The sequence below is a fragment of the Sulfitobacter sp. AS59 genome, assembly GCF_038899995.1.
Taxonomy (GTDB): domain Bacteria; phylum Pseudomonadota; class Alphaproteobacteria; order Rhodobacterales; family Rhodobacteraceae; genus Sulfitobacter.
In genome coordinates, this window is the sequence record NZ_JBBMQK010000004.1 from 157,750 (window position 1) to 180,592 (window position 22,843).

The 22,843-nt window shown below is 58.0% G+C and carries 24 protein-coding genes; 14 read left to right on the forward strand and 10 right to left on the reverse strand.

The features are described 5' to 3' along the window. Window positions 1–120: 120 nt before the first annotated feature. From WNY39_RS10845 to WNY39_RS10875, 7 genes are all read left to right on the forward strand, one after another. Window positions 121–1,365 (forward strand): FAD-binding oxidoreductase, encoded by a 1,245-nt coding sequence (locus tag WNY39_RS10845; protein WP_342845573.1) that lies wholly within the window; start codon window positions 121–123, stop codon window positions 1,363–1,365. Between the two features lie 30 nt (window positions 1,366–1,395). Continuing rightward, a complete protein-coding gene (locus WNY39_RS10850) occupies window positions 1,396–2,385 on the forward strand; it encodes a TRAP transporter substrate-binding protein (protein WP_342845574.1) in 990 nt (329 codons plus the stop codon). 61 nt (window positions 2,386–2,446) lie between these two features. Continuing rightward, window positions 2,447–2,971, forward strand: a complete 525-nt coding sequence (locus WNY39_RS10855) for a TRAP transporter small permease (protein ID WP_342845575.1) — start codon at window positions 2,447–2,449, stop codon at window positions 2,969–2,971. 4 nt (window positions 2,972–2,975) lie between these two features. After that, complete coding sequence (locus WNY39_RS10860) at window positions 2,976–4,286, forward strand: TRAP transporter large permease subunit (RefSeq protein ID WP_342845576.1); 1,311 nt, start codon at window positions 2,976–2,978, stop codon at window positions 4,284–4,286. Next, the gene (locus WNY39_RS10865) at window positions 4,283–5,020 is read left to right on the forward strand and encodes a carboxyltransferase domain-containing protein (protein WP_342845577.1); all 738 of its coding nucleotides are present in this window, start codon (window positions 4,283–4,285) and stop codon (window positions 5,018–5,020) included. Before WNY39_RS10860 ends, WNY39_RS10865 begins: the two co-directional genes overlap by 4 nt. Beyond that, window positions 5,017–6,045, forward strand: coding sequence for a biotin-dependent carboxyltransferase family protein (locus tag WNY39_RS10870; RefSeq protein ID WP_342845578.1), 1,029 nt, complete (start codon window positions 5,017–5,019; stop codon window positions 6,043–6,045). Before WNY39_RS10865 ends, WNY39_RS10870 begins: the two co-directional genes overlap by 4 nt. A 1-nt stretch (window position 6,046) precedes the next feature. Further along, window positions 6,047–6,820 carry a 5-oxoprolinase subunit PxpA gene (locus tag WNY39_RS10875; protein ID WP_342845579.1) on the forward strand — a complete coding sequence of 258 codons (774 nt, stop codon included), beginning with the start codon at window positions 6,047–6,049 and terminating at the stop codon, window positions 6,818–6,820. A gap of 24 nt (window positions 6,821–6,844) precedes the next feature. Here the strand turns inward: WNY39_RS10875 and WNY39_RS10880 are convergent, their stop codons facing one another. From WNY39_RS10880 to leuC, 8 genes are all read right to left on the reverse strand, one after another. Then, a complete protein-coding gene (locus WNY39_RS10880) occupies window positions 6,845–7,936 on the reverse strand; it encodes a cupin domain-containing protein (RefSeq protein WP_342845580.1) in 1,092 nt (363 codons plus the stop codon). A 36-nt stretch (window positions 7,937–7,972) separates the two neighbouring features. Further along, the gene (locus WNY39_RS10885) at window positions 7,973–8,983 is read right to left on the reverse strand and encodes a DMT family transporter (RefSeq protein ID WP_342845581.1); all 1,011 of its coding nucleotides are present in this window, start codon (window positions 8,981–8,983) and stop codon (window positions 7,973–7,975) included. A gap of 66 nt (window positions 8,984–9,049) precedes the next feature. Further along, window positions 9,050–10,156: a 3-isopropylmalate dehydrogenase gene (gene leuB, locus WNY39_RS10890; protein ID WP_342845582.1), complete on the reverse strand. Its 1,107-nt coding sequence runs from the start codon at window positions 10,154–10,156 to the stop codon at window positions 9,050–9,052. Window positions 10,157–10,221: 65 nt separating this feature from the next. Next, window positions 10,222–11,187, reverse strand: a complete 966-nt coding sequence (locus tag WNY39_RS10895) for an endonuclease/exonuclease/phosphatase family protein (RefSeq protein WP_342845838.1) — start codon at window positions 11,185–11,187, stop codon at window positions 10,222–10,224. Between the two features lie 8 nt (window positions 11,188–11,195). Continuing rightward, window positions 11,196–12,056, reverse strand: a complete 861-nt coding sequence (locus tag WNY39_RS10900) for a hypothetical protein (protein ID WP_342845583.1) — start codon at window positions 12,054–12,056, stop codon at window positions 11,196–11,198. A 294-nt stretch (window positions 12,057–12,350) separates the two neighbouring features. After that, window positions 12,351–12,956 (reverse strand): 3-isopropylmalate dehydratase small subunit, encoded by a 606-nt coding sequence (leuD, locus tag WNY39_RS10905; RefSeq protein WP_342845584.1) that lies wholly within the window; start codon window positions 12,954–12,956, stop codon window positions 12,351–12,353. Further along, window positions 12,953–13,363, reverse strand: coding sequence for a hypothetical protein (locus tag WNY39_RS10910; RefSeq protein ID WP_342845585.1), 411 nt, complete (start codon window positions 13,361–13,363; stop codon window positions 12,953–12,955). Before WNY39_RS10910 ends, leuD begins: the two co-directional genes overlap by 4 nt. Before the next feature lie 46 nt (window positions 13,364–13,409). Then, window positions 13,410–14,816: a 3-isopropylmalate dehydratase large subunit gene (gene leuC / locus WNY39_RS10915; RefSeq protein WP_342845586.1), complete on the reverse strand. Its 1,407-nt coding sequence runs from the start codon at window positions 14,814–14,816 to the stop codon at window positions 13,410–13,412. A gap of 375 nt (window positions 14,817–15,191) precedes the next feature. Here leuC and WNY39_RS10920 point away from each other — a divergent pair, with 375 nt between their 5' ends. From WNY39_RS10920 to rlmH, 4 genes are all read left to right on the forward strand, one after another. Beyond that, window positions 15,192–16,490, forward strand: a complete 1,299-nt coding sequence (locus WNY39_RS10920; RefSeq protein ID WP_342845839.1) for a mechanosensitive ion channel domain-containing protein — start codon at window positions 15,192–15,194, stop codon at window positions 16,488–16,490. 63 nt (window positions 16,491–16,553) lie between these two features. Next, window positions 16,554–17,285 (forward strand): hypothetical protein, encoded by a 732-nt coding sequence (locus WNY39_RS10925; protein WP_342845587.1) that lies wholly within the window; start codon window positions 16,554–16,556, stop codon window positions 17,283–17,285. A gap of 473 nt (window positions 17,286–17,758) precedes the next feature. Further along, window positions 17,759–18,136 (forward strand): ribosome silencing factor, encoded by a 378-nt coding sequence (rsfS, locus tag WNY39_RS10930; RefSeq protein WP_219579114.1) that lies wholly within the window; start codon window positions 17,759–17,761, stop codon window positions 18,134–18,136. Between the two features lie 18 nt (window positions 18,137–18,154). Beyond that, window positions 18,155–18,625, forward strand: coding sequence for a 23S rRNA (pseudouridine(1915)-N(3))-methyltransferase RlmH (gene rlmH, locus WNY39_RS10935; protein ID WP_342845588.1), 471 nt, complete (start codon window positions 18,155–18,157; stop codon window positions 18,623–18,625). Window positions 18,626–18,627: 2 nt separating this feature from the next. On the opposite strand, the gene WNY39_RS10940 is transcribed toward rlmH, so the two are convergent. Together WNY39_RS10940 and WNY39_RS10945 are read right to left on the reverse strand one after the other, a co-directional pair. Further along, window positions 18,628–18,984 (reverse strand): hypothetical protein, encoded by a 357-nt coding sequence (locus WNY39_RS10940; protein WP_342845589.1) that lies wholly within the window; start codon window positions 18,982–18,984, stop codon window positions 18,628–18,630. 43 nt (window positions 18,985–19,027) lie between these two features. Next, window positions 19,028–19,720, reverse strand: a complete 693-nt coding sequence (locus WNY39_RS10945) for a DUF599 domain-containing protein (RefSeq protein WP_341233116.1) — start codon at window positions 19,718–19,720, stop codon at window positions 19,028–19,030. Window positions 19,721–19,802: 82 nt separating this feature from the next. Here WNY39_RS10945 and WNY39_RS10950 point away from each other — a divergent pair, with 82 nt between their 5' ends. From WNY39_RS10950 to WNY39_RS10960, 3 genes are all read left to right on the forward strand, one after another. Further along, window positions 19,803–21,251: an FAD-linked oxidase C-terminal domain-containing protein gene (locus WNY39_RS10950; protein WP_342845590.1), complete on the forward strand. Its 1,449-nt coding sequence runs from the start codon at window positions 19,803–19,805 to the stop codon at window positions 21,249–21,251. 66 nt (window positions 21,252–21,317) lie between these two features. Further along, window positions 21,318–22,436, forward strand: a complete 1,119-nt coding sequence (locus WNY39_RS10955) for an FAD-binding protein (RefSeq protein ID WP_342845591.1) — start codon at window positions 21,318–21,320, stop codon at window positions 22,434–22,436. Then, the gene (locus WNY39_RS10960; RefSeq protein ID WP_342845592.1) at window positions 22,433–22,798 is read left to right on the forward strand and encodes a hypothetical protein; all 366 of its coding nucleotides are present in this window, start codon (window positions 22,433–22,435) and stop codon (window positions 22,796–22,798) included. The genes WNY39_RS10955 and WNY39_RS10960 overlap by 4 nt, the downstream gene beginning before the upstream one ends. Window positions 22,799–22,843 lie beyond the last annotated feature (45 nt).

Genomic DNA, 22,843 nt, shown 5'->3' on the forward strand with positions numbered 1-22,843 from the left:
TTTGCACTACGATGTCATTTTATCAACAATTTGTTGACGTATTGCATTTCTGTGCCAGAGTGAGTCCAAAGGAATCATGACCATGCGTAAACCTAAACCTTCTCCGCTGGGGGATTCGCGATGACCCGCCACGTTGCTGTCATTGGCGCTGGCATCGTGGGTGTTTCTGCGGCCATCTGGTTGCAGCGTGCCGGTGCGACGGTAACGATCATTGATCGTGCTGGCCCCGGTACGGGCACGTCCCATGGCAATGCTGGTGTGCTTGCGGCAAGCGGTGTTGCGCCGGTCACCGGGCCGGGGTTGCTGCGCAAGGCACCGTTTATGCTGCTGGACCGCGATGTGCCGCTGTATCTGCGCCTGTCCTATCTGCCGCGTTTGCTGCCGTGGTTGGTAAAATATATGGGCTATGCAAATGACGCCGACACGCGGCGCATTTCAGCGGCACTTGCCCCGATTGTCAGCGACAGCGTCGAACAACACAAAAGCCTGACCACCGATCTGGGCCTGTCCGATTGGGTGACTGACAGCGATTATGTTTTTGCCTATCGCAGCTGGGCCGACTTTGACGCCGAGGCATATACATGGGCGCTGCGGGCGCAGGCCGGGTTCACCCCTGAATTGATCGAAGGTGGCGCGGTGCACGAGTATGAGCCCGCGTTAGGCTCTGAAATCACCTGTTTGGCCACGCTAAATGATCACGGGTTTATCCGCGACCCGGGGGGGTATGTCGCCGCTTTGGCGCACGCATTTGAACAGGCGGGCGGCACCATTATGCAGTCCGAGGTCAAGGATTTCGACCTAACCGATGGTACTGTAACTGCCGTGCAAACCAGCCAAGGGACCTTGGCCTGTGATGATGTCGTGCTGGCGACGGGCGTATGGTCAAAGCCGCTGATGGCCAAGCTGGGGCTGAATGTGCCGCTTGAATCGGAACGCGGCTATCACGTGATATTCGAGAACGCGACCGGCGGCCCATCGCGCCCCGTTATGATCGCCAGTGGCAAATTCGTGGCCACCCCAATGGCCCAAGGTGTGCGCTGCGCGGGTATACTTGAGTTTGGCGGGCTTGAGGCTGGCCCCTCTAAAGCGCCTTTGGCCTTGTTGCGCCGTCAGGCCAAGGCCGCATTTCCAAACCTGAAAGCCAGCAATGAAATCGAATGGCTGGGGCACAGGCCCGCCCCCAGCGACAGCCTGCCCCTGATCGGACAGGTCGGTAACAGCCGGGTGTATACCGCCTTTGGCCACCACCATATCGGGCTGACCGGCGGGCCAAAAACCGGCCGACTGATTGCGGGTCTGATCATGGATCAGCCAACCAATACCGACATGAAACCCTATCACCCACAACGGTTCAGCAACGTCTGAACCATCGAAATCACCAACAAGGAGAGAGACATGAAACTGACCAATAAACTGATGACCGGCGTTGCCACCGCGGCAATCGCTATGACAAGCGCGCTGCCCGGACTGGCTGCCGAAAAGTGGGACATGCCGATGGCCTATTCCGCATCGAATTTCCATTCCGAGAACGGCATGGCATTCGCGAAATGCGTGACCGATGGCACGTCTGGCGATATCGAGATCACCGTTCACCCCGGCGGGTCGCTGATCGCGGGTGCAGACATTAAACGCGCCATCCAGACCGGCCAAGTACAATTGGGCGAACGCCTGCTGTCTGGTCACCAGAACGAAAACGCCCTGTTCGGCTTTGATTCAATCCCGTTCCTTGCGCCGTCCTTTGACGATTCCGCAGCACTTTGGAAAGCGGCCAAACCCAAGATCGAAGAGCTGCTGGCCGAGCAGAACCTGACGCTGCTGTACAACGTGCCATGGCCACCTCAAGGTCTGTATTTCAAGAAAGATGTGAACAGCGTCGAGGACATGAAGGGCGTCAAATTCCGGTCGTATAACAACGCCACCAGCCGTTTGGCCGAGCTGACAGGTATGTTGCCCGTCACCATCGAAGCGGCGGAACTGAGCCAAGCCTTTGCCACGGGCGTTGCTGAATCGATGATCTCAAGCGGTGCGACAGGCTATGACCAGAAAGTATGGGAAAGCCTGACAAACTTCTACGAAGTCGATGCATGGTTGCCGCGCAACTATATCATGGTGAACAGCGATGTTTGGTCGGACGTGTCTGATGCCAACAAGGGTGTCATCACCACCTGCGCGACCGAGGCCGAAGCGCGTGGTTTGCAAGCGTCCAAGGACTATACCCAGTTCACCTATGACGGTTTGCGCGACGGCGGCATGAAAGTCGAAGCCGCGAGCGAAGAGCTGATGACGGGCCTGCGCGCTGTGGGGGATACCATGACGTCTGAATGGCTGGAATCAGCTGGCGATGACGGCAAGGCCATCGTCGATAGCTATAAGTCGATGCAATAAGCATCCCCTTGGCGGCTCTGTACCAAGGGCCGCCATTCTTCCGCTGACCGGAGAGACACCTATGAAAGCCCTGCGCAAATCGCTTGATGCCCTTTATCTGATTTCTGGGGCTCTAGCCGCCATGTGTCTGGTCGCGATCCTGATGTTGATCGTGGTCCAGATGATCGCCCGCTGGACCGGCGAGGTTTTTCCCGGTGCCGCAAGCTATGCTGGCTATGCCATGGCGGGGGCGAGCTTTCTGGCCTTTGCAAATGCGTTGAACCGCGGCTCGCATATCCGCGTGTCGATTTTGCTGAACGCGTTGCCGGATGGCCCCAAACGGCTGCTGGATATCTGGTGCTTTGGGCTGGCTGCGGCAATCGCGTGGTATTTCACCTATTACGCCTATTGGTTCGTCTATTGGTCGTGGAAGTTTAACGAGGTCAGTCAGGCCCAAGACGCCACGGCCCTTTGGATTCCGCAATCGGTGATGGTGGTCGGCGGCGCGATCCTTGCCATCGCCCTGACAGACAATCTGCTGAACCTGATCGTAAAGGGCGAACACCGCCTGACCCGCGATCTGGTCGATCAAAGTTTTGGGGAGTGATGCGATGACTGAACTTTACGCAATCGTCCTCTTCCTCGTCGTTCTATTCTTTTTGCTGGGCACTGGCGTCTGGGTCGGCCTAGCCCTGATGGGCGTTGCCTGGGTCGGGATGGAGCTTTTCACGACCCGCCCCGTTGGCGACGCGATGGTCACAACGATCTGGGCCAGTTCCAGTTCATGGACCCTGACCGCGCTGCCGCTGTTCATCTGGATGGGCGAGATATTATTCCGCACCCGCCTGTCCGAAGACATGTTCAAAGGTCTGTCGCCGTGGCTGGCCAAGCTGCCCGGCGGGCTGGTCCATACCAATATCGTCGGCTGCACCGTCTTTGCTGCCGTGTCCGGATCATCCGCCGCGACACTGACCACCGTGGGCAAGATGTCGATCCCCGAACTGCGGGCACGCAATTACCCCGAAAAGATGATCATCGGCACGTTGGCAGGCGCTGCGACGCTCGGTCTGATGATCCCGCCATCGCTGGCGTTGATCGTCTATGGGGTGACCGTTAATGAAAGCATCACCAAGCTATTCTTTGCGGGCGTGTTGCCCGGACTGTTTTTGGCGTTGATGTTCATGGCCTATGTTGCGTTTATCTCGCTCACCTCCAAAGACTGGAATCCCACGGTTGAACGCGACATGAGCTTTGCCGACAAGCTGCGCAATTCTCGTTTCTTGCTGCCGGTGTTTGCGCTGATTTCGGTTGTGATCGGGTCGATGTATCTGGGGTTCGCCACCGCGACCGAAGCCGCCGCTATTGGTGTGATTGGCGCGTTGGTGCTGGCGCTTTTGCAAGGGTCGCTGAACTGGGACAGCTTTCAGCAAAGCCTGATGGGCGCGATGCGCACCTCGGCGATGATTGCGCTGATCCTCGCGGGGGCGGCGTTTCTAAAGCTGTCGATGGGCTTTACCGGTTTGCCCCGCGCATTGGCCGACGGCATCGCAGGGATGGAGCTGTCGCGCTTTGAGCTGCTCATGGCGCTGCTTGTGTTCTATATTGTGCTGGGCATGTTCCTTGATGGAATTTCATCTGTGGTGCTGACCATGGCCGTGGTCGAACCCATGGTGCGCGACGCAGGCATTGATCTGATCTGGTTCGGTATCTTCGTTGTGGTGGTTGTCGAGATGGCGCAAATCACCCCGCCTATCGGGTTTAACCTGTTTGTCTTGCAAGGCATGACGGATCACGAAATGGGATACATCACCAAGGCCGCATTGCCGATGTTTGCGATCATGGTGGTCATGGTGTTTGTGTTGATCTTTTTTCCGGACATTGCCACATGGTTGCCAGACAACATCAGACAAGGGCCATCATGAGCGCGTTCCCTAAAATACAAACGGTCGGCCTTACCGGTATCCTGATCAGCTTTGCCGATACCATGTCAGAACCCGCCAATCGCGCGGCATTGTCCTTTCGTGCAGCCGTTGATGCGGCGGATTGGCCTGAGGTTTCCGAGACAAGTACATCGCTTGTATCGACCTTTCTGCAGGTCGATCTGGTCACGCAACCGCTGGACGATATGTTGACGCGGCTGAATGATCTGCTGGACACTCGGGATTGGTACACGGCACCTTTGCCCTCTGGCCGGACACTGTGGCACATTCCGACCGTCTATGGCACCGATCTGGCCCCCCAGCTTGAGGAAGCCGCCGAACTGGCTGGCCTTGATCCCGACGCCGCAATTGCGGAACTGTCGCAGGCCCGTGTGCGCGTGCTGACTATCGGGTTTGCCCCCGGTCAGCCCTATATGGGCGAGCTGCCAAAGAACTGGGATATCCCGCGCCAACAGGCGTTGACGAAATCCGTGCCCGCCGGGGCCTTGATCGTCGCAATCCGGCAGTTGATTATTTTCACCAACGCGTCGCCCACCGGATGGCGGCATATCGGGCAGACAGCGTTCAAGACCTTTCGCCCGCGCAGCGACAGCCCGTTTTCGCTCTCTCCGGGGGACGAGCTTTGCTTTCCGTCCATCTCGCGCAGTGAATATGACAACATTCTTGCGACTGATGACAGCGGCGCTGGCGGGGCAGAGACCGAGGTGCTGTCATGACCACGACGCTGACAATTGCGCAGGCCGGTCCGGCCCTCACGATCCAAGACCGTGGCCGCGCCGGATGGTTGGCCCAAGGGCTGACCAAAGGCGGGGCTGCCGATTTGGTCGCGCTTTACGAAGGGGCCGCATTACTGGGCCAATCCCCCGATCTGGCCGCGATCGAGATGACAGGCACCGGCGGCACGTTTATCGCTGACGCTGACATTCGCATTGCCCTGACCGGGGCCAGCATGACCGCGAATATCGACGGCGAGGCTATCGTTTGGAACGCCAGTCATCTGCTGCCTGCTGGGGCCAAGCTGACCATCGGCGGCGCGACATCTGGCACCTATGGCTATTTGCACATCGGCGGTGGCATCGCGACCGATCCCGCCTTGGGCGCGCGTGCCAGCCATCTGAGCGCCGGTCTGGGCGCTGCACTAAAATCGGGTGATCGTTTCCCGATTGGCACTGACAAAGGGCGCGGGACGGGCATGCTGCTGCCACGCGATACCCGTTTTGACGGGGGCGTTGTCCGTGTGGTCGCCAGCATGCAAACCGACCGCTTTACGGCAGCGGAACGCGACCGCTTTACCAGCACCCAATTCGCCCGCGACCCCCGCGCCAACCGCATGGGCGTGCGTATGGATCACGATGGCGAAGGCTTCTATGCCGAGGGCGGATTGACCATCCTGTCCGAAGTCATCGTGCCGGGCGATATCCAAATCACCGGCGACGGCGCGCCTTTCGTGTTGATGGGGGAATCGCAAACCACGGGCGGTTATCCCCGCATCGGCACGGTCATCCCGCGCGATTTGCCGCGCGTGGCACAGGCCCCTGCCGGCACAAAAATCACCTTTGAATTTGTCACGCTTGATCAGGCCATCACGCTTGAGACCCAGCACCGCCGCGACATCAAGGCGCTGCCGGGCCAGATCACCGCGTTGGTTCGTGATCCCGCTACAATCAAAAACCTGCTGTCCTACCAATTGGTGGGGGGCGTGACCTCGGCCACCGATAACCCGTTTGAAAAGGATACCTGACATGATCACCGTCGATCTGAACGCCGATATGGGCGAAAGCTTTGGCCCGTGGAAAATGGGCGATGACGCGGCTTTGTTGAAAATCATCAGCTCTGCCAATATCGCCTGTGGCGGCCATGCGGGCGACGCCGATGTGATGGCGGCGACGATGAAGATGGCGCGTGAAAACGGCGTGGGCATTGGCGCGCATCCGGGGTTCATGGACATTGCGGGCTTTGGCCGCAACCGCATGTCCGTGCCGCGCAGCACATTGCAAAATCAGGTCCGCTATCAGGTCGCGGCAAGCGTCGGCATGGCGCGCAGCATCGGGGCGCAGGTGCGCCACCTGAAACTACACGGTGCGCTGGCCAATATGGCGTCCGAGGATGAAACCCTCGCGCGTGATTTATACGAGGCAGCGCTAAGCGTGGCACCCGATTTGATCGTCATGGTGCTGTCGGCAACGGCACAACAAGACGCGGCGCAATCGCTGGGCTGCAAATGGGCCGGAGAGATCTTTGCCGACCGTGCCTATAACGACAACGCGACCTTGGTGGACCGATCCCAGCCGGGTGCCGTGATCCATGATGCCGCCCTTGCAGGTCAGCGTATGGTCAAGATGGTTCAAGCGGGCGCGATCATCACTGAAAGCGGCAAGGAAATCCCAGCCGCCATCGACACGATTTGCCTGCATGGTGACACGCCAGAAGCGGTTGATATAGCGCGCTCCGTCAAAGCCGCATTGCAAGAGGCTGGCATCGCATTGAAGTGTTTTGAGGGGCGCACGGGGGCATAACGCGGGGTCCCTCGCTAAACCAGTCTAATCCAGAAGGATGGTGGCAAAGTCACCGCGCAAAGCGGCTTCCAACAGCTCAAGATCGGGCGAGCAGTTGGTGTATTGCGCGACCATCCCCGGTGGGATGACAAAGGCGTCGCCGGGCTGAAGGTCACGCGGGTCTTGGCCTTCGGCGGTCAGGGTCATCGACCCTTCCATGACAAAGGTGAAATGGATATCGGCATCGTGCTTGCTGGGTGGCGGGGTTTGCCCGTCAGTGCGCACCACTTGGATACCGGCCACGCCTTTGGTGCCGTCGCTGATCCCTGTGTCACGCGCGGTAAAGCCGGGGATGCGGAACGGCTGCCAGACGGCACCGTCTTTCAGGTGATGCACAAACCGCTGGCCGTCCCACTCGCGCATCGGGTCGCCCTTGCCGTTGGGCAGGGTCATCTCGTGATCAATGGTGGTGACATGTTCGGCGGGTACGCCAATCTCGATCACCTCGATATTGGCCGATGCTTCGACGACGCGGTGGCGGATGCCGGGCGGCTGCGTGACGCAATCGCCCGCGTGCAGGCGGATCAGGTCGCCTTGGTCCTCGTATAAAACATCGACCCAACCGCGGTAGCAAAAGATCAGCTGAAACCCGACGGTGTGGTAATGCACCATATCCGGCACAGGGCCGCCATCGGGAATGCGGATGTGGCTGGCGATAATCGACCCGCCAAGACGCGAGGGGATCAAATCGCGGTAGTGCATGCCAGCACGGCCAATCACCCAAGGGGCCTCGTCGCGCAGGCGGCGCACGGCGAATTCGTGCTGCGTTTGGGGTTGGTCAACCGTGGGCGACAGCGACGCGATTTCGATTTGCGTGCCGTTGGGGGCCACCAGCGCGCGGGCCCCATCTGCGAAACCATCAGGATCATCGGTCAGGATGCGGATTTTACCGGGCGGGACGTCTGCGCCTTTTTCGATGCGGATGCGCAACCCATGGCCGGAAAAGCTGGCCACCGACGGATCATCGGCAGGAAAGATACTGTCGAGCCGCAGACCAAGCGTTTTGGTATAAAACGGCAGATCATTCCGCAGCTCTTGGGTGGGCAGCAATACTTCGGCTTGGATGGGTGTGGTCATGTGGGTCTTCCGGCTGGGATCAGCGCGACACTGGCACTATTCGCTGGCATCCTCAACGGTTTGCTGAATTTCGGGATTGGCAAGGCTGATGCGGGGCAGGCCGCCCATTTCGGGGCGGCGGCTTAGGGCACGCAGTACGGGCTTGTTCAACGATACGGTACCACTGGTTTCGCGCACCACGATGTAAATACCGCTGCTGATAATCACCGCCGCCCCGACAAAGGTCATCAGGTCGGTTGTTTCATTAAAGAACAGCCAGCCAAACAGCGCGGCCCAAATGATTTGGCTGTATTGCATTGGGGCGACCAGTGCTGCGTCGGCAAGGGTATAGGCGCGGATCATCAAGGTCATCGCAAGGACCGCCAGCACGGATACAGCCAGAACCAAGCCGAGGTCAGCCAAAGGCATTGGCACATAGACAAGCGGCAGCAGGCACAGCATCACCACGAAATTCGCCAACAACGGATAAAGCAGCAGCACCTCGCGACGTTCACCGCCGCCGATCTTGCGCATGACAACGGCTGTCAGCGCCGTGCAAAAGGCCGACACGAATCCGGCAAGGTGACCAAGCCCCAGATCGGCGGTGCCGGGGCGCAAGACGATCAACACGCCAAGCATGCCAACGACGACAGCGATCCAACGATGGGCGCGCACGACCTCGCCCAGAATAGGGACAGAAAGGATTGTGATCAGAATCGGGGCGGCGAACAGAATGGCATAGGTTTCGGCCAAGGGCAGGACCGAGAACGCATAAAAGGCGCTAAACCCGCCGACGACGACAGCGACGGTACGGACTAAGATCAAGAAAGGTTCCCGTGGCCGCAGGTTTGCAGCGGTCTTGTCACTGATCAGCATCAAGGTGACGACAGGAAAGCTGAGCAAGACCACAAAGAACACGATCTGCACGGGCGAGTATTTTTCGCCCAGCTGTTTGATCGCCGCGTCATGGGTGGCGTAGACGGCGAATGCCGCTAGCCCCAGTACCATCCCGCGTAGGGTGGTATTTCGGGTCACAGAGGGTTCAGGAGTGTCTTTTGTATCGTTCATGCCGTCTGCCCCTTTGTCGTGTGTGCAGCCCCCGACTTGATCCCAAATCGGGGGGCTGCGCAAAGCTTAAAGGCTGGCGTCTAGCGCCTCAAGGATGGCATCGCCCATCTGCGTTGTCGAAATCGGCGTGCCCCCTTCGGGGCCCATGAGATCGGCCGTGCGTGCGCCATCGGCCAGCACTTTTTCAATCGCGTTTTCCAGGCGCGCGGCCTCGTCACCTTGGTCAAAGGAATAGCGCAGCGCCATGGCAAAGCTCAGGATACAGGCGATGGGGTTTGCCTTGCCTTGGCCCGCGATGTCAGGGGCAGAGCCGTGTACGGGTTCGTACATTGCTTTTGGGCGGCCATTTGCATTTGGCGCGCCCAAAGACGCGGATGGCAGCATGCCAAGCGACCCGGTCAGCATCGCGGCACAGTCAGACAGAATATCGCCGAACAGGTTATCGGTGACGATCACGTCAAACTGCTTGGGCGCGCGCACCAGCTGCATCGCGCCGTTATCGGCGTACATATGCGACAGTTCGACATCGGGGTAATCTTCGTCGTGGACCTTTTGCACAACTTCGCGCCACAGGATGCCGGATTCCATCACGTTGGCTTTTTCCATCGAACAAACCTTGTTGCCACGGCGGCGGGCCAATTCGAATGCTGACCGCGCGACGCGGTCGATCTCGGATTCCGTATAACGCTGGGTGTTGATGCCAACGCGTTCGTTGCCTTCTTCGAATATCCCGCGCGGTTCGCCGAAATAAACGCCGGACGTCAGTTCGCGCACGATCATGATATCCAGACCGGCAACCAGTTCTTTCTTGAGCGACGAGAAATCCGCCAAAGCGTCAAAACATTGCGCAGGGCGCAGGTTGGAAAACAAATCCATTTCCTTGCGCAAACGCAGCAACCCGCGTTCGGGCTTTACGCTGAAATCAAGGTTGTCGTATTTGGGGCCACCCACGGCCCCCAGCAGCACGGCGTCGGCCTCTAGCGCTTTGGCCATCGTGTCGTCATGCAGGGGTGTGCCGTGCTTGTCATAGGCGGCACCGCCGACCAGATCATGTTCAACGTCAAAGGCCAGATCACGTTTATCGCCGTACCAGTCAATGATGCGGACAACCTGGTCCATGACCTCGGGGCCGATGCCGTCACCGGCGAGGATAAGCAATGTTGGGTTGGCCATGGGGAAACTCCTGCAAAATATGTTGCAAGCGGCGTAGCGCGAGCAGCTAGGGGCGTCAAGAACGGCTAGCGGTCCAGATCGACCCAGATCAGGCTGTGGCGGCTGGCGGCGGGGTTTTGGGCGACGCCTGATGCGATAACGCGCCAGTCGTCAGACGGCAGCAGATAATCGACGCGCATTTCGCCCAGCCCGTCAAATTGGGCGGTAGCTTGGCCTTCCAGCGGGTCTTGAAGCACGGGGTGATCCAGTAATCGGTGGATTGCGGGCTTCAACCCTTCGCCCTTGTTGGGGTCGTTATTCATATCGCCAAGCAGTATGAATTTTTCGGACGGTGGCACGGTAAACGCGCCGCCCATGTAATGATCCCAAAACAGGATCTCGTCTTGGTTGCGTAAGCCGTTGCGATCCTCGGGGCCGTCAAAGACGGGCGGCGTCGCGTGCGAGGTCATCAGCGTGACCCTGCCATGTGTGGGCGTATTTACCGGAACCACCCAATGCCCGTGCGACGACAACCGCTGTTCGTGCTGTGCCGCGACGGATGGAAACGGCCCTGCATCTGTTTGCGGTAGGGTCGCGCCGGGCAGGTCGCGCCACAGCAGGGTGGAATAATCCTGCACTTCAGGCACGATAGGGTAGCGCGACAAGATCGCCATCGCACCATCGCCGAAGAACCTGCCGTACCCCTGCGCGTCACGCGGCCCGCCGGTTTTGCCGTCGCCATCCATGTCTAACGCCGTTTGCAAGCCTGCGTTCGGCGGCAATGCGAATTGGGTGGGGTAAGCGGCCCCGCCATCCGCCAATAGATCAGCAAAGGCCGACAGGGCCGCGCCGCCCAAATCGTAATCGAACCCTTGGAGGACCAAAATATCGGGAGATACCTGTGCAATGGTTTGCACCACCGCATCAATCTGCGGATCAGAACCCCTTAGGATGTCGCGCAGCAACAGGCCGGGGCCATCGCGTGACAGTTCGGTGTTATAGGTAGCGATGCGGAGCGGGTCGGCACATAAAGGGGCCGGTAAAACCAGCAGGCAGACAGCTAGGCTGGCTGCATATTCTTTTTGTTGTCGTCTGTTTCCGCCTTCTTTTCGGCGGCATAGGCGCGGCGGCGTTTTTCCCCGATCATGTCGGCAATCTTGCTCAGCGCAAGGCCGCGCATAATCATACTGGCAGGAAGAAATGCCCATGCGGCGACGGTCCAAATCTGGGTTTGCGGGTGCTCCAATGTGATCGGGTCTATCAGATCAGAGGCCGCCTTGACCACTGCGGGGATCACGAAGGGCAGCAAAAAGCCCAGCACGATGTTGATCCGGGCGTCGCGACGAAGGCGGTTGATCACATCACCGCCTGCTGTCGGGTCGAACAAAGGCATATTGACCCAAACGTTAAACGCCCCTTTGCGGGTGGGCCAATTCAACACGCGCACCAAGAAAACAAAGGCCGCCATCGAGATAAGCGAGATAAGATACGCCATACCAGCCGACACCCGAACGGATTCAACCAGCGCGAAATCCGAGTTTTCCGGCAGCATCAGAACAATCATTCGCACCGGGGAAAACGGGAAATCCATCGCGTTGCCAAGGATTGTACCGATTGACGTCAACGCTTGCGAAACGCCGGAAGGGTCTGATTTATGTTTCAGGATCAATGTCAGCACGATCACGATCGCAAACAGCGACGCAAACCGCAGCCGATTGAAAGGCGGGGCGTCACGGAATTCAACGATGCTGGGATATTTCGAATTGTATTCGACAAAAGTCAGAAAAGACGCCAGCAACGCGATCAGCATGGTGATTTGGTTGGCGTCAGTAACGGTACCTGGCAGCATCAAGGCTGGTGTGGTGACTAACAATGCCACAAGGATGCCACGCGCTCCCGCGCCTGCTATGCGTGCAATCACAAAACTACCCTTCCAAGACTGGCCAGCCACGATTCAATGCCGCGTGCTTGTTCCAACTTGTTGCCCTCTGACGACGAAGGCCTGCCTCATTCTTGCCCAATTGATGCCTTCTTTTGCCAAAGTTCTCAAGTCCGATGTTAAATAAGACGTAATGTATCGGGCATTTTGAAGGAGCAGGTGGTGCGATAATGCACCAATGGTGGGTCAAAAATAAGGCAAGCACTATATGTAGTGGGCCGGATTTGGCGGCCCACTATAGAGGTGAAATTTAGTTCGCTTGTTTTTTGAAAAAACTTAGACCCAAGGACGTGCTTGGGACGCGTTAGCTTCAAAACTGTCGATCGAGGCCGCCTTTTCCATGGTCAGACCGATGTCATCCAGCCCGTTCATCAGGCAATGCTTCTTGAAGGGGTCGACATCGAAGGTGAAAACCTCACCGTCAGAGCTGGTGATTGTCTGTGTCTCAAGGTCGATTTCGATGCGCGCATTCGCCCCTTTTTCGGCATCTTTCATCAAAATATCCACCTGCTCTTGCGGCAATGCGATAGGCAAAATGCCGTTCTTAAAGCAGTTGCTATAGAAAATATCGGCATAGCTGGGGGCAATCACGCATGTGATACCGAAGTCAGCAATCGCCCATGGCGCGTGTTCGCGCGACGATCCGCAGCCAAAGTTATCGCCCGCAACAAGGATTTGCGCATCGCGGTACTGTGGTTTGTTCAGAACGAATTCGGGAATTTCGTTGCGGTCGTCATCATAGCGCATTTCGTCAAACAGGTTCACGCCAAGGCCAGACCGTTTGATGGTTTTCAGGAACTGCTTTGGAATGATCATATCGGTGTCGATGTTGATCAAGGGCAGGGGGGCGGCAATGCCGCTAAGGGTGGTAAACTTGTTCATGACTGAACTCCAGTTTGGGAACCGTCAGGCTGTGCCTCTGCGGTTTGTTCAATGGGTGCGTCACAAGCGCCGTCAATGATCTGACGAAGCGCTTTGCGCACATAAGGTTTGGACGTGATGCGATTTGAGGACACAGTGACCGCGCCAGAAGCGCTACGGGTTAGAATGCCAGAGGCTGACATTTCCCCCATCATCGCATGTGCTTGAGCCGGGTTCACCCGAATCTTGGCGATCAGGTCAGCGGCGTTCAATCCAATGCGTGTACGGGCGTGGAATACCGCCAGCCCATACTGGTAGCGGTTATAGCCGTTCGCAATTGCCGCCGCCGGTGCGGAGGCACCGATGGCTGGCAACAGTGGCGTCAGGCTGACCGCGCCGATCATGGATAGAAAGCTGCGTCTTTGCATGCTGTGCCCTTACTGTCTGGCAAGGGGTGGAACCCTTGCCAAAACCTTACATCATCTCGCGTACATCGGTCAGATGGCCCGTAATCGCCGCAGCCGCTGCCATTGCGGGTGACACCAGGTGGGTGCGTCCGCCCCGGCCCTGACGGCCCTCAAAGTTGCGGTTCGACGTGGCAGCACAGCGTTCGCCCGGTGCCAACTGGTCGGGGTTCATCGCCAGACACATGGAACACCCAGCCAGACGCCATTCAAAACCGGCCTCCTTAAAGATATCGGCAAGGCCTTCTTCCTCGGCCTGTGCCCGCACAAGGCCGGAGCCCGGAACGATCATGGCGCGCATGCCTTCCTTGATCTTTTTGCCCTTCAGGATTGCGGCAGCGGCGCGCAAATCCTCGATCCGGCCGTTGGTGCAGGACCCGATAAAGACCGTGTCGATCTTAATGTCGGTCAACGGCATGCCTTCGGTCAGGCCCATATATTCGATGGACCGCTTGGCCGCGTCGATCTTGCCGCCTTTGAAATCCGCAGCGGCGGGGACTTTGGCCGTGATCGGCAGCACGTCTTCGGGCGACGTGCCCCACGTGACGGCTGGCGCGATGTCTTCGGCCTTGATCGTGATGACCTTGTCCCAATGCGCGTCGTCATCGGAATAAAGCGTTTTCCACCATGCAAGGGCGGCTTCCCATTGTGCGCCTTTCGGTGCGTGCGGGCGACCCATGCAATATTCAAACGTCTTTTCATCCGGCGCGATCAGGCCAGCGCGCGCGCCGCCCTCAATGGCCATGTTGCAGACGGTCATGCGCCCTTCCATGCTCAGCTCGCGGATCGCTTCGCCGCAATATTCGATGACATAGCCGGTGCCGCCAGCCGTACCGGTTTCACCGATGACGGTCATGGTGATGTCTTTGGCAGTCACACCCAATGGCAGCTTGCCGGTGATTTCGACCTTCATGTTTTTTGATTTTTTCTGGATCAGCGTTTGCGTGGCCAGAACATGTTCAACCTCGGACGTGCCGATGCCATGGGCCAATGACCCGAATGCACCATGTGTTGCCGTGTGGCTGTCGCCGCATACAACGGTCATGCCGGGCAGGGTCCAGCCTTGTTCGGGGCCGACGATGTGCACAATGCCCTGACGCACGTCGGACACGGGGTAATAATGCAGGCCGAATTCCTTGGCGTTGGTATCAAGGGCTGCCACCTGAACGCGGCTGTCTTCGGTCATTGTGGCGGCGTTGGCACGGTCCAGCGTTGTGGGCACGTTGTGATCGGGCACCGCAATGGTTTGATCCGGACGGCGCACGGTGCGGCCGGTCATGCGCAAACCTTCAAAGGCCTGCGGGCTGGTTACTTCGTGAACCAAGTGGCGGTCGATATAAAGCAAGCAGGTGCCATCGTCGGCTTCGTGCGCAACATGGGCATCCCAGATTTTATCATAGAGCGTTTTGGGGGACATGTGGTCCTCTCCCGTAAATAAGTGTGATTGGTGGTCGTCAGACGGAATGCGCCAAGGCGCAAGCAGGCTTTATAGTCGCGCCAGCACGGTGTGGGTCGCCCCAAAAAAGCGTTCGCGCAGGCGTGCACGGTCGCAGATGTTGAACAGGTTGTCTGAAACATGTGTCATAAAGCGCTAATTAGACCCTTTCAGCCCTACAGGCAAGGCGGCTGACGGCCCGTTGGGGTCAGTATTACGGGCCGTGGGTGCCGCCGATGATAGGTGGTGCGGATCACCGCTTGCCCAATCGTGCCGATTGTCCCACCATCGCAGGATGAATTATTCACCTTGCGCACGAGGTTTTTGTCGATGACCCCTGATCCCTTTGCCACGTTCATGGAAAGCATTCAGGCGCTGATTGCCGGCGGGGTCGGTCTGGGCGAAAGCATGCTGTATCCCGGATGGCGTCAGTATCAGATCCTGATCCTGATTGCCGTGGCGCTGGTCGCATGGGCGCTGCATCACCTGTCGGGAAACTGGATTCAGGCGTGGGTGCGCCGCCATGACGGGTGGTCGAAATGGCAGCTGCGCATGGTCGTGCAGATCAAGCGGCGGCTGGGTCTGATCTGGTTCGCCGCGATCTCGAGCGTGATCTATCTGGTGATGCAGAACATCACCTGGCCGTCACGGTCCTATCTGATCGGTATTTTCGCGACGTTGGTGTCGGTCTGGGTCTGCATCGCCTTTGCCACCCGGCTGGTGCGCAACCGTCCGATGCGCCGCTTGGTCACGTGGGGCCTGTGGATTTATGCGACGCTGTATTTCCTGAATGTCGTCGATAGCGTTTCGGCGTTTTTGGATTCGCTGGCACTGCATGTCGGGGATTTCAGGATGTCCGTTCTCACAGTGATTACGGCGCTTGTGGTGATTGGCCTGCTTTTCGCAGTCGCGCGGATTTTTAGCCAAACCACCGCCGCGACCATTCGCAAAAACGAAGACATCAGCCCGTCGATGCAGGTGCTGGCGGTCAAGGGCATCCAGCTGACGTTCTACGGCATCGCGTTCTTTATGGGGGTCAAGGCCGTTGGTATTGATCTGACCGGGCTTGCGGTGCTGTCAGGTGCCATTGGTGTCGGCCTTGGTTTTGGTCTGCAAAAGGTGGTGTCGAACCTCGTGTCCGGCATCATCATCCTGATTGATAAATCAATCAAACCGGGGGATGTGATCAGCCTTGGCGAAACCTTTGGCTGGATTCAAACTTTGGGCGCGCGCTATGCATCCGTCGTTACGCGCGACGGCAAGGAATACCTGATCCCGAACGAAGACCTGATTACAGGACAGGTGGTGAACTGGTCGCATTCCAATGATTTTGTGCGCCTCGATATCTATTTTGGCACGGCGTATGGCGACGATCCGCATGTGGTGCGGAAACTGGCGATTGAGGCCGCCCAAGGCGTGGAGCGTGTGTTGTCGTTCAAAGCGCCTGTTTGTCATATCGTCGGGTTTGGCGATAGCAGCGTCGATTACATTTTGCGGTTCTGGATCAAGGACCCGACCGGCGGACTGACGAATATTCGCGGTAATGTGTATCTGGCGCTTTGGGATACGTTCAAGGAACATGACATCTCTATCCCGTTCCCGCAGCGCGAGGTCAAAATGCTCGACACTAACCCACCCGCCGTAGTTGAGGATTAGCTTGTTGTTGGACGCACATCATCTATCATCTTCACATTGCGCGATAGCAGATTGGCAAAGCCCATGATCGATGAACAAAAAGTGGTGTTGATATTGGGCAGTGGGCCGAATGTGACGGAAAGCCAAAGCTGGCCCGCCGAATGGTTCGACCACATCGTTGTCATGAACAACGCCTGGCGTGTGCGCCCGGATTGGAATGCGCTGGTCTATCCCGAAGATTTCCCCGCTGACCGCATGCCCGATAGCGTTGCAGCCGATCAACGACTGGTAGGGGCAAATGCGTTTGTGCCCGCGCAAAACGGTTTTGGCGGCTTTGTCTATGCGGGTGGGACGATGGCCTTTACCACGGGCTATTGGGCGCTGTCGGCTTTGCGGCCCACGGTTCTGGCCTTTATGGGCTGCGATATGGTGTATCCGAAATCTGGCGACACGCATTTTTACGGGACGGGTACCGCCGATCCGTTGCGCGATGACATTACGCTGCGCGATCTGGGGGCGAAATCCGCACGTTTGGCCTTGGTCGCGGCAGAGCAGGGGTGCTGCTGTGTGAACCTGTCCCAAGACCCGTCTGCCCTGCTGTTCCCCCGCGCAAAGCCGGATGGGCTGCGCAACCGTCGGGCCAACCTTGATCTGGACCGCGCCCGCTATGCCGCGCTGCGCGAGAAAGAAGACGCGCTTGGATATCATACACCAACGGGCCGGTATTGGGAGGATGTGTGTGACGTCGATCCAAATGCCGTGGCCGCCTTGGATCAAGGGTGGCGCGACTTGTTCGTTCGCTACGCCAAAAGCTAACGCCCCGATTCTTGATAAGCCGCTATTTTGGCGTGGCCGGGGCGTAGGTGCGTCGAATTAGGCGGCGAAAGAGAGCATCCCCGGGGAAGGGGTGGATTGTTGTGCATGAACGCCACGTTACTTTTGGGCGGCGGGTAATTCGGCGCTTGGGCCACACAAACGCGAAACCAATAAGCCCTTTGTAAAGAAGAGCATATACAACCTTGCCCGCATTGGGCCGTACCCCTGATAGGGGCGCTTTGTTGACTTCTGAATGTGGTGCGCCAACCGACCGTGCCGCGAAAATACGCTGGAATACTACACAAGACGGCTGGTAACTGCCTGATCGCCTTGCTTGTCATTGAAATTTCACCCATGTGGGCATATCCTAAAGTATCCCCAGCGCCGGGGGACTGTCGGCGCGCCTAAAGGAGGACAATGTCCTGTCTACTCTCTCAAACGCAGCTCCCGCTGCGCACCCGCAGGCAGCAATGATGACTGCCGACACAAATGTAACAACAAGCGACGCACTTCTCGCTTCGATCCTATCCCAACTGGACGACGACAAAGCCGAAGATATCGTGCAGATTGATCTGCGCGGCAAAACGGCTATCGGTGACTATATGGTCGTGTGCTCGGGCCGGTCTTCGCGTCAGGTATCATCGATTGCCGAAAAGCTGGCGCAGATGGTTAAGGACGAATACAACCGCACGCCCCGCGTCGAAGGCAAAGACACAGGCGACTGGGTTTTGATCGACACAGGCGATGTGATCGTTCACGTCTTCCGCCCAGAAGTGCGCGAATTCTATCAGCTGGAAAAGATGTGGATGCCTACAGACACACCTGAGCCACCAGCCGTCATGCCGCACTAAGCCCGCAAGGCTTTTGGCATGCGTGTTCATATCTGCGTGGTCGGGCGTTTGCGCGCCGGACCAGAAAAAGAACTGATCGATGACTACCTGAAAAGGTTCGACCGGACAGGCCGTGCGCTGGGCCTTGGCCCCGCACAAATTCTCGAAGTTGAAGATAAGAAAAACGGTGGAATGGCGGCGGAGGCTGCCTTGCTGCGCCGTGTGATCCCGGACGGGTCATTGATCTGCGTTCTGGATGAGCGCGGGCGTGTTGAGCCGTCGCCCGACTTTGCCAATCGGCTTGGGGGCTGGCGTGATCAGGGGCGTGGTGACATTGCGTTTGTGATTGGGGGCGCCGATGGCATCGCCAAAGAGCTGCGCAATGACGCAGACCACGCGCTGTCATTTGGCAAGATGGTCTGGCCGCATATGCTCGTGCGCGTGATGCTGGCCGAACAGTTGTACCGTGCCGCCTCAATCCTGTCGGGCGGCCCGTATCACCGGGTCTAACCCTATTTAAGCTTCACTTTTTTGATGTCGTCAGACCAGCCGTTCATCGTGTCGCGCGCCTGAACGCCGACTTCGGTAATGCCTTGTGGGATCGCAACACCCGACAGCGACCGCGTCAGCGGCTGTTCGTCGACATGTGGGTGAATAAGCTCGCGGATGGCTATTTGGTTGCCAGAGCCGTCCAGAATTCGCCACGCGTCGGCGAAATGGCCCCAGCCTTCATCGTCATGGCTGATGGTGACATCAAACGTCCACAGGCCATCCGTTTGAACGGCACGAACGTTTTCAATCACCGCATTATCTGCAGCGGCGTATTGCGCGCTTAAGACAAGTGCGGTTGCGAATGCGATCTTGAACATAATTTCACCAAAGGAATTAAAGAATAGATATATGTCGTCTGCGTCAGCTTTCCAAGAGGATGCGCCGGGACTCTGATTTAAATTCACGTCGTCCAACAATTGTAACAGTAACAATAGCAGCAATAATTAACGGGATCGGGCCGATCAGCCAAGGGAGGCTGGCCAGCGCAAAGTAAAGCGATCGCAGCCCTCGGTTAAAGCTCCGCGCTGCGGTGATGTTAATTTCAGCAGCCTTTGCTGCCATTTGCGGCGCGCGCGGATCTTTCGCGTCATTGGGCACGGCAGCCATCAATACCGAGCAATAGCCAAACAGACGGTTTGACCAAACAAATTTCAAAAAGCCGTTGGCCAAAAAGAACAACGGTAACAGCATCTTCAGCTCCCACACGATGGTGGGCAGGTCGGTCAGGGACAGGTCTTCGACCACGGTTGCGAGTTGTTCCGAATTGCCCAGCAACGCCAATGTACCACCCAAAGCGATCACACTGGTCGAGGCGAAGAATGCAGTGCTTTGGCGCAAGGTGCCCAGAATGTGAGCATCAAAAATCCGCGGCTCGCGCGTGATCATCTGAACCATCCATTCGCGCCGATGCACCGCCATCAGTTGCGACATTGACGGGCGTTTGGTGCCTGAATTCTCGGTCAGCCAACCGATGCCGAACCATAGAATAAAAATGCAAGCCAGTGCGGCGCAATCTAGCGGCCCGAAAAGGGCAAGGCGATCCATCCAAGTCATGCAATGATGCATACGCTGGACGGTTCCAGCTTGCCAATGGCTTAAATTGGTAATATTATTTTACCAAAATGCGAGGTGCGCCATGGAAATGCCTATTCCCAACCCTGAAATAATGGCCCGCAAGGCGCGGATGGTTGAGAGGTTGCAGGGTGTCTTGCCGCCTGATGCGGTTATTCATGATGAACGTGAAACGCGCGCTTACGAATGCGATGCCCTGACCGCCTATAAATGCCCGCCCATGGTCGCGGTGTTGCCGTCATCGACGCAAGAAGTGTCGGATGTTTTGCGCATCTGCCACGAGGAAGGCGTGCCCGTCGTGCCGCGCGGATCAGGCACGTCGCTTGCGGGCGGCGCGTTGCCAACAGCCGATTGCGTCATATTGGGCGTGGCGCGGATGAATGACGTGATCGAGACGGATTACGGAAATCGCATCATCCGCGTGCAGACCGGCCGCACGAACCTAAGCGTGACCGGCGCGGTCGAGGAACACGGATTTTTCTATGCGCCTGATCCTTCCAGCCAGCTTGCCTGTGCCATTGCGGGCAATATCGCGATGAATTCGGGCGGGGCGCATTGTTTGAAATACGGTGTGACCACGAACAATCTGATGGGCGTGAAAATGGTGCTGATGGATGGTGAAATCATCGACATTGGCGGGGCGCATCTGGATGCAGGGGGCCTTGATCTGCTGGGGTTGATCTGCGGGTCCGAAGGGCAGCTTGGCGTTGTCACCGAAGCCACCCTGCGCATTTTGCACAAGCCCGAAGGGGCGCGGCCCGTTCTAATAGGTTTTGACGATAACGAAGTCGCGGGCACCTGCGTGTCCGACATCATCAAGGCGGGCGTTCTGCCCGTTGCTATCGAATTCATGGACCGCCCGTGCATCGAGGCGACCGAGGCTTTTGCCAAAGCTGGATATCCGATGTGCGAAGCGTTGCTGATCGTCGAGGTCGAAGGATCGGACGCCGAGATTGACCACCAGCTTGAGCTGATCTCGGAGATCGCGCGGCGGCATAACCCGGTCGAGCTGCGCCAATCCAAATCTGCCGAAGAAAGCGCCAAAATCTGGCTGGGTCGCAAATCGGCTTTTGGGGCGATGGGCCAGATCAACGATTATATGTGCCTCGATGGCACGATCCCTGTGTCATCCTTGCCGCATGTGCTGAAACGTATCGGCGAGATGAGCGATCATTTCGGCCTGAAGGTCGGGAATGTATTTCACGCAGGCGACGGCAATATGCATCCGTTGATCTTGTTTGATGCAAACAAACCGGGTGATCTGGAGCTGTGCGAAGAGTTTGGTGCCGAGGTGCTGAAGCTATGCGTCGAGGTGGGCGGCTGTCTGACCGGCGAGCATGGTGTGGGAATTGAGAAGCGTGACCTTATGCATGTGCAATATGCAGCGGCCGATCTGAACGCCCAGATGGCCGTTAAGGACGTGTTTGACCCCGCATGGTTGTTGAACCCGGCCAAAGTATTTCCGCTGGATGCGTCCGAAACCCGCCGCGCGGTGAAGATTGCCGCAGAGTAGGCTGACAACTGGCCGCCCGTGTTTGGGGCATAGGGCTGGATTTGGATATTTAGGAGCCAGAGAAGAATGGACATCACTTCAGAACAGGCGCTTGTGGACGCTGTTAAGGGCGCTGTCGGTCCATTGGCGGTTCAGGGCGGCGGCACGCGCGGTGTCCCGGTCGGCGGTCAGGTTTTGTCTGTTGCGGGCCTAAGCGGCATTACATTGCATGAGCCGGGTGCCATGACTGTGGTCGCCAAGGCAGGCACGCCGGTGGCTGAAATCGAAGCGGCGCTGGCCGGTGAAAACCAGCGGTTGGCGTTCGAGCCGATGGATCATCGGGCATTGCTGGGTACCAAGGGCACACCAACAATTGGTGGGGTGACGGCCGCGAATGTCAGCGGCCCGCGCCGTATTTCCGTCGGTGCTGCGCGCGATTTTCTGTTGGGCGTTCGCTATGTCGACGGGCAGGGTGCTGTCGTCAAGAACGGCGGGCGCGTGATGAAGAACGTCACGGGCTATGATCTGGTTAAGCTGTTGGCGGGGTCTTATGGAACCCTTGGTGTGCTGAGCGAGGTATCGTTGAAGGTATTACCCAAACCGGAAACCCACGCCACGCTGGTCTTGCATGGTTTGGATGACGCGGGCGCTGTGGCGGCGATGGCACGGGCGCTTGGCAGCCCGTTTGAGGTAACAGGTGCGGCGCATGATCCGGTTCGGCAGGAAACGAAGCTGCGGGTCGAAGGGTTCGAAGCGTCTGTCGCGTATAGGTTGGGCAAGCTTCGTGAAGTGTTGGGCGCGACCGGCGCGGAAATAGATGTTCGCGATGCCGCAGCATCTGACGCGACATGGGCCGATACCCGTGATGTGGCGGCGTTTCACGGCAAGGATGGCGATGTGTGGCGGGTGTCGTGCAAGCCATCTGATGGCCCAGCCATTGCGGCGCGGTCCGGTGCACAGGCATGGTTTTACGATTGGGCCGGTGGGCTGATCTGGATGTTAACCACCACGGGCCATGATTTACGCCAAGCCGTGGGGGCGTTTGATGGCCACGCGACCCTGATCCGGGCCAGCGCCGAGACCAAAGCACAGCTGGGCATGTTCCATCCAGAACCTGCCGGTCTGGCGCGGCTGACGTCGAAATTGCGTGCGCAGTTTGATCCCAAGGGCATCTTTAACGCGGGCTTGATGGACCATGCGGCATGACGCTGATCCTCTTTTTCCTACTGGTTTTCGTCGTCGGGCCGCTAATTTTTCGTGCGATGACGAAAGGCCAGCCGACCAGGGGGCAATTGCTCTTTCTTTTGGTTTTTGCGCTAGTGAGCGCCGCCGCCGCCCTGGCGATACGCTATGGCTTGGCACGTCCATTGGATGCAGAGATGCTGATGGCCGGGGTCAGCCTGTTGTTGATCTGGTTGGCGTGGATCGGCGTGTTGGCCTTTGTCACTCAGGCCCTGCGCCGCGCCTATCCGGGTCAGAAATTCCGGCGCTGGACGTCCGTTCTGGGTGCGATTGGCACCACTATCCCTTGGTTCGGGCTGGCTTGGGCCAGCATCCTTGCCCCCTGACTTTTCAATGGTCCACGGGCCGTGACCTGTAATCGCCGGAGTATT

Excerpts from the sequence above, each read along its gene's own strand:
- WNY39_RS10845 (WP_342845573.1), top strand. The coding sequence starts at position 121 with ATGACCCGCCACGTTGCTGTCATTGGCGCTGGCATCGTGGGTGTTTCT.
- WNY39_RS10850 (WP_342845574.1), top strand. The coding sequence starts at position 1,396 with ATGAAACTGACCAATAAACTGATGACCGGCGTTGCCACCGCGGCAATC.
- WNY39_RS10855 (WP_342845575.1), top strand. The coding sequence starts at position 2,447 with ATGAAAGCCCTGCGCAAATCGCTTGATGCCCTTTATCTGATTTCTGGG.
- WNY39_RS10860 (WP_342845576.1), top strand. The coding sequence starts at position 2,976 with ATGACTGAACTTTACGCAATCGTCCTCTTCCTCGTCGTTCTATTCTTT.
- WNY39_RS10865 (WP_342845577.1), top strand. The coding sequence starts at position 4,283 with ATGAGCGCGTTCCCTAAAATACAAACGGTCGGCCTTACCGGTATCCTG.
- WNY39_RS10870 (WP_342845578.1), top strand. The coding sequence starts at position 5,017 with ATGACCACGACGCTGACAATTGCGCAGGCCGGTCCGGCCCTCACGATC.
- WNY39_RS10875 (WP_342845579.1), top strand. The coding sequence starts at position 6,047 with ATGATCACCGTCGATCTGAACGCCGATATGGGCGAAAGCTTTGGCCCG.
- WNY39_RS10880 (WP_342845580.1), bottom strand. The coding sequence starts at position 7,936 with ATGACCACACCCATCCAAGCCGAAGTATTGCTGCCCACCCAAGAGCTG.
- WNY39_RS10885 (WP_342845581.1), bottom strand. The coding sequence starts at position 8,983 with ATGAACGATACAAAAGACACTCCTGAACCCTCTGTGACCCGAAATACC.
- leuB (WP_342845582.1), bottom strand. The coding sequence starts at position 10,156 with ATGGCCAACCCAACATTGCTTATCCTCGCCGGTGACGGCATCGGCCCC.
- leuD (WP_342845584.1), bottom strand. The coding sequence starts at position 12,956 with ATGAACAAGTTTACCACCCTTAGCGGCATTGCCGCCCCCCTGCCCTTG.
- WNY39_RS10910 (WP_342845585.1), bottom strand. The coding sequence starts at position 13,363 with ATGCAAAGACGCAGCTTTCTATCCATGATCGGCGCGGTCAGCCTGACG.
- leuC (WP_342845586.1), bottom strand. The coding sequence starts at position 14,816 with ATGTCCCCCAAAACGCTCTATGATAAAATCTGGGATGCCCATGTTGCG.
- WNY39_RS10920 (WP_342845839.1), top strand. The coding sequence starts at position 15,192 with ATGGAAAGCATTCAGGCGCTGATTGCCGGCGGGGTCGGTCTGGGCGAA.
- WNY39_RS10925 (WP_342845587.1), top strand. The coding sequence starts at position 16,554 with ATGATCGATGAACAAAAAGTGGTGTTGATATTGGGCAGTGGGCCGAAT.
- rsfS (WP_219579114.1), top strand. The coding sequence starts at position 17,759 with ATGACTGCCGACACAAATGTAACAACAAGCGACGCACTTCTCGCTTCG.
- rlmH (WP_342845588.1), top strand. The coding sequence starts at position 18,155 with ATGCGTGTTCATATCTGCGTGGTCGGGCGTTTGCGCGCCGGACCAGAA.
- WNY39_RS10940 (WP_342845589.1), bottom strand. The coding sequence starts at position 18,984 with ATGTTCAAGATCGCATTCGCAACCGCACTTGTCTTAAGCGCGCAATAC.
- WNY39_RS10945 (WP_341233116.1), bottom strand. The coding sequence starts at position 19,720 with ATGACTTGGATGGATCGCCTTGCCCTTTTCGGGCCGCTAGATTGCGCC.
- WNY39_RS10950 (WP_342845590.1), top strand. The coding sequence starts at position 19,803 with ATGGAAATGCCTATTCCCAACCCTGAAATAATGGCCCGCAAGGCGCGG.
- WNY39_RS10955 (WP_342845591.1), top strand. The coding sequence starts at position 21,318 with ATGGACATCACTTCAGAACAGGCGCTTGTGGACGCTGTTAAGGGCGCT.
- WNY39_RS10960 (WP_342845592.1), top strand. The coding sequence starts at position 22,433 with ATGACGCTGATCCTCTTTTTCCTACTGGTTTTCGTCGTCGGGCCGCTA.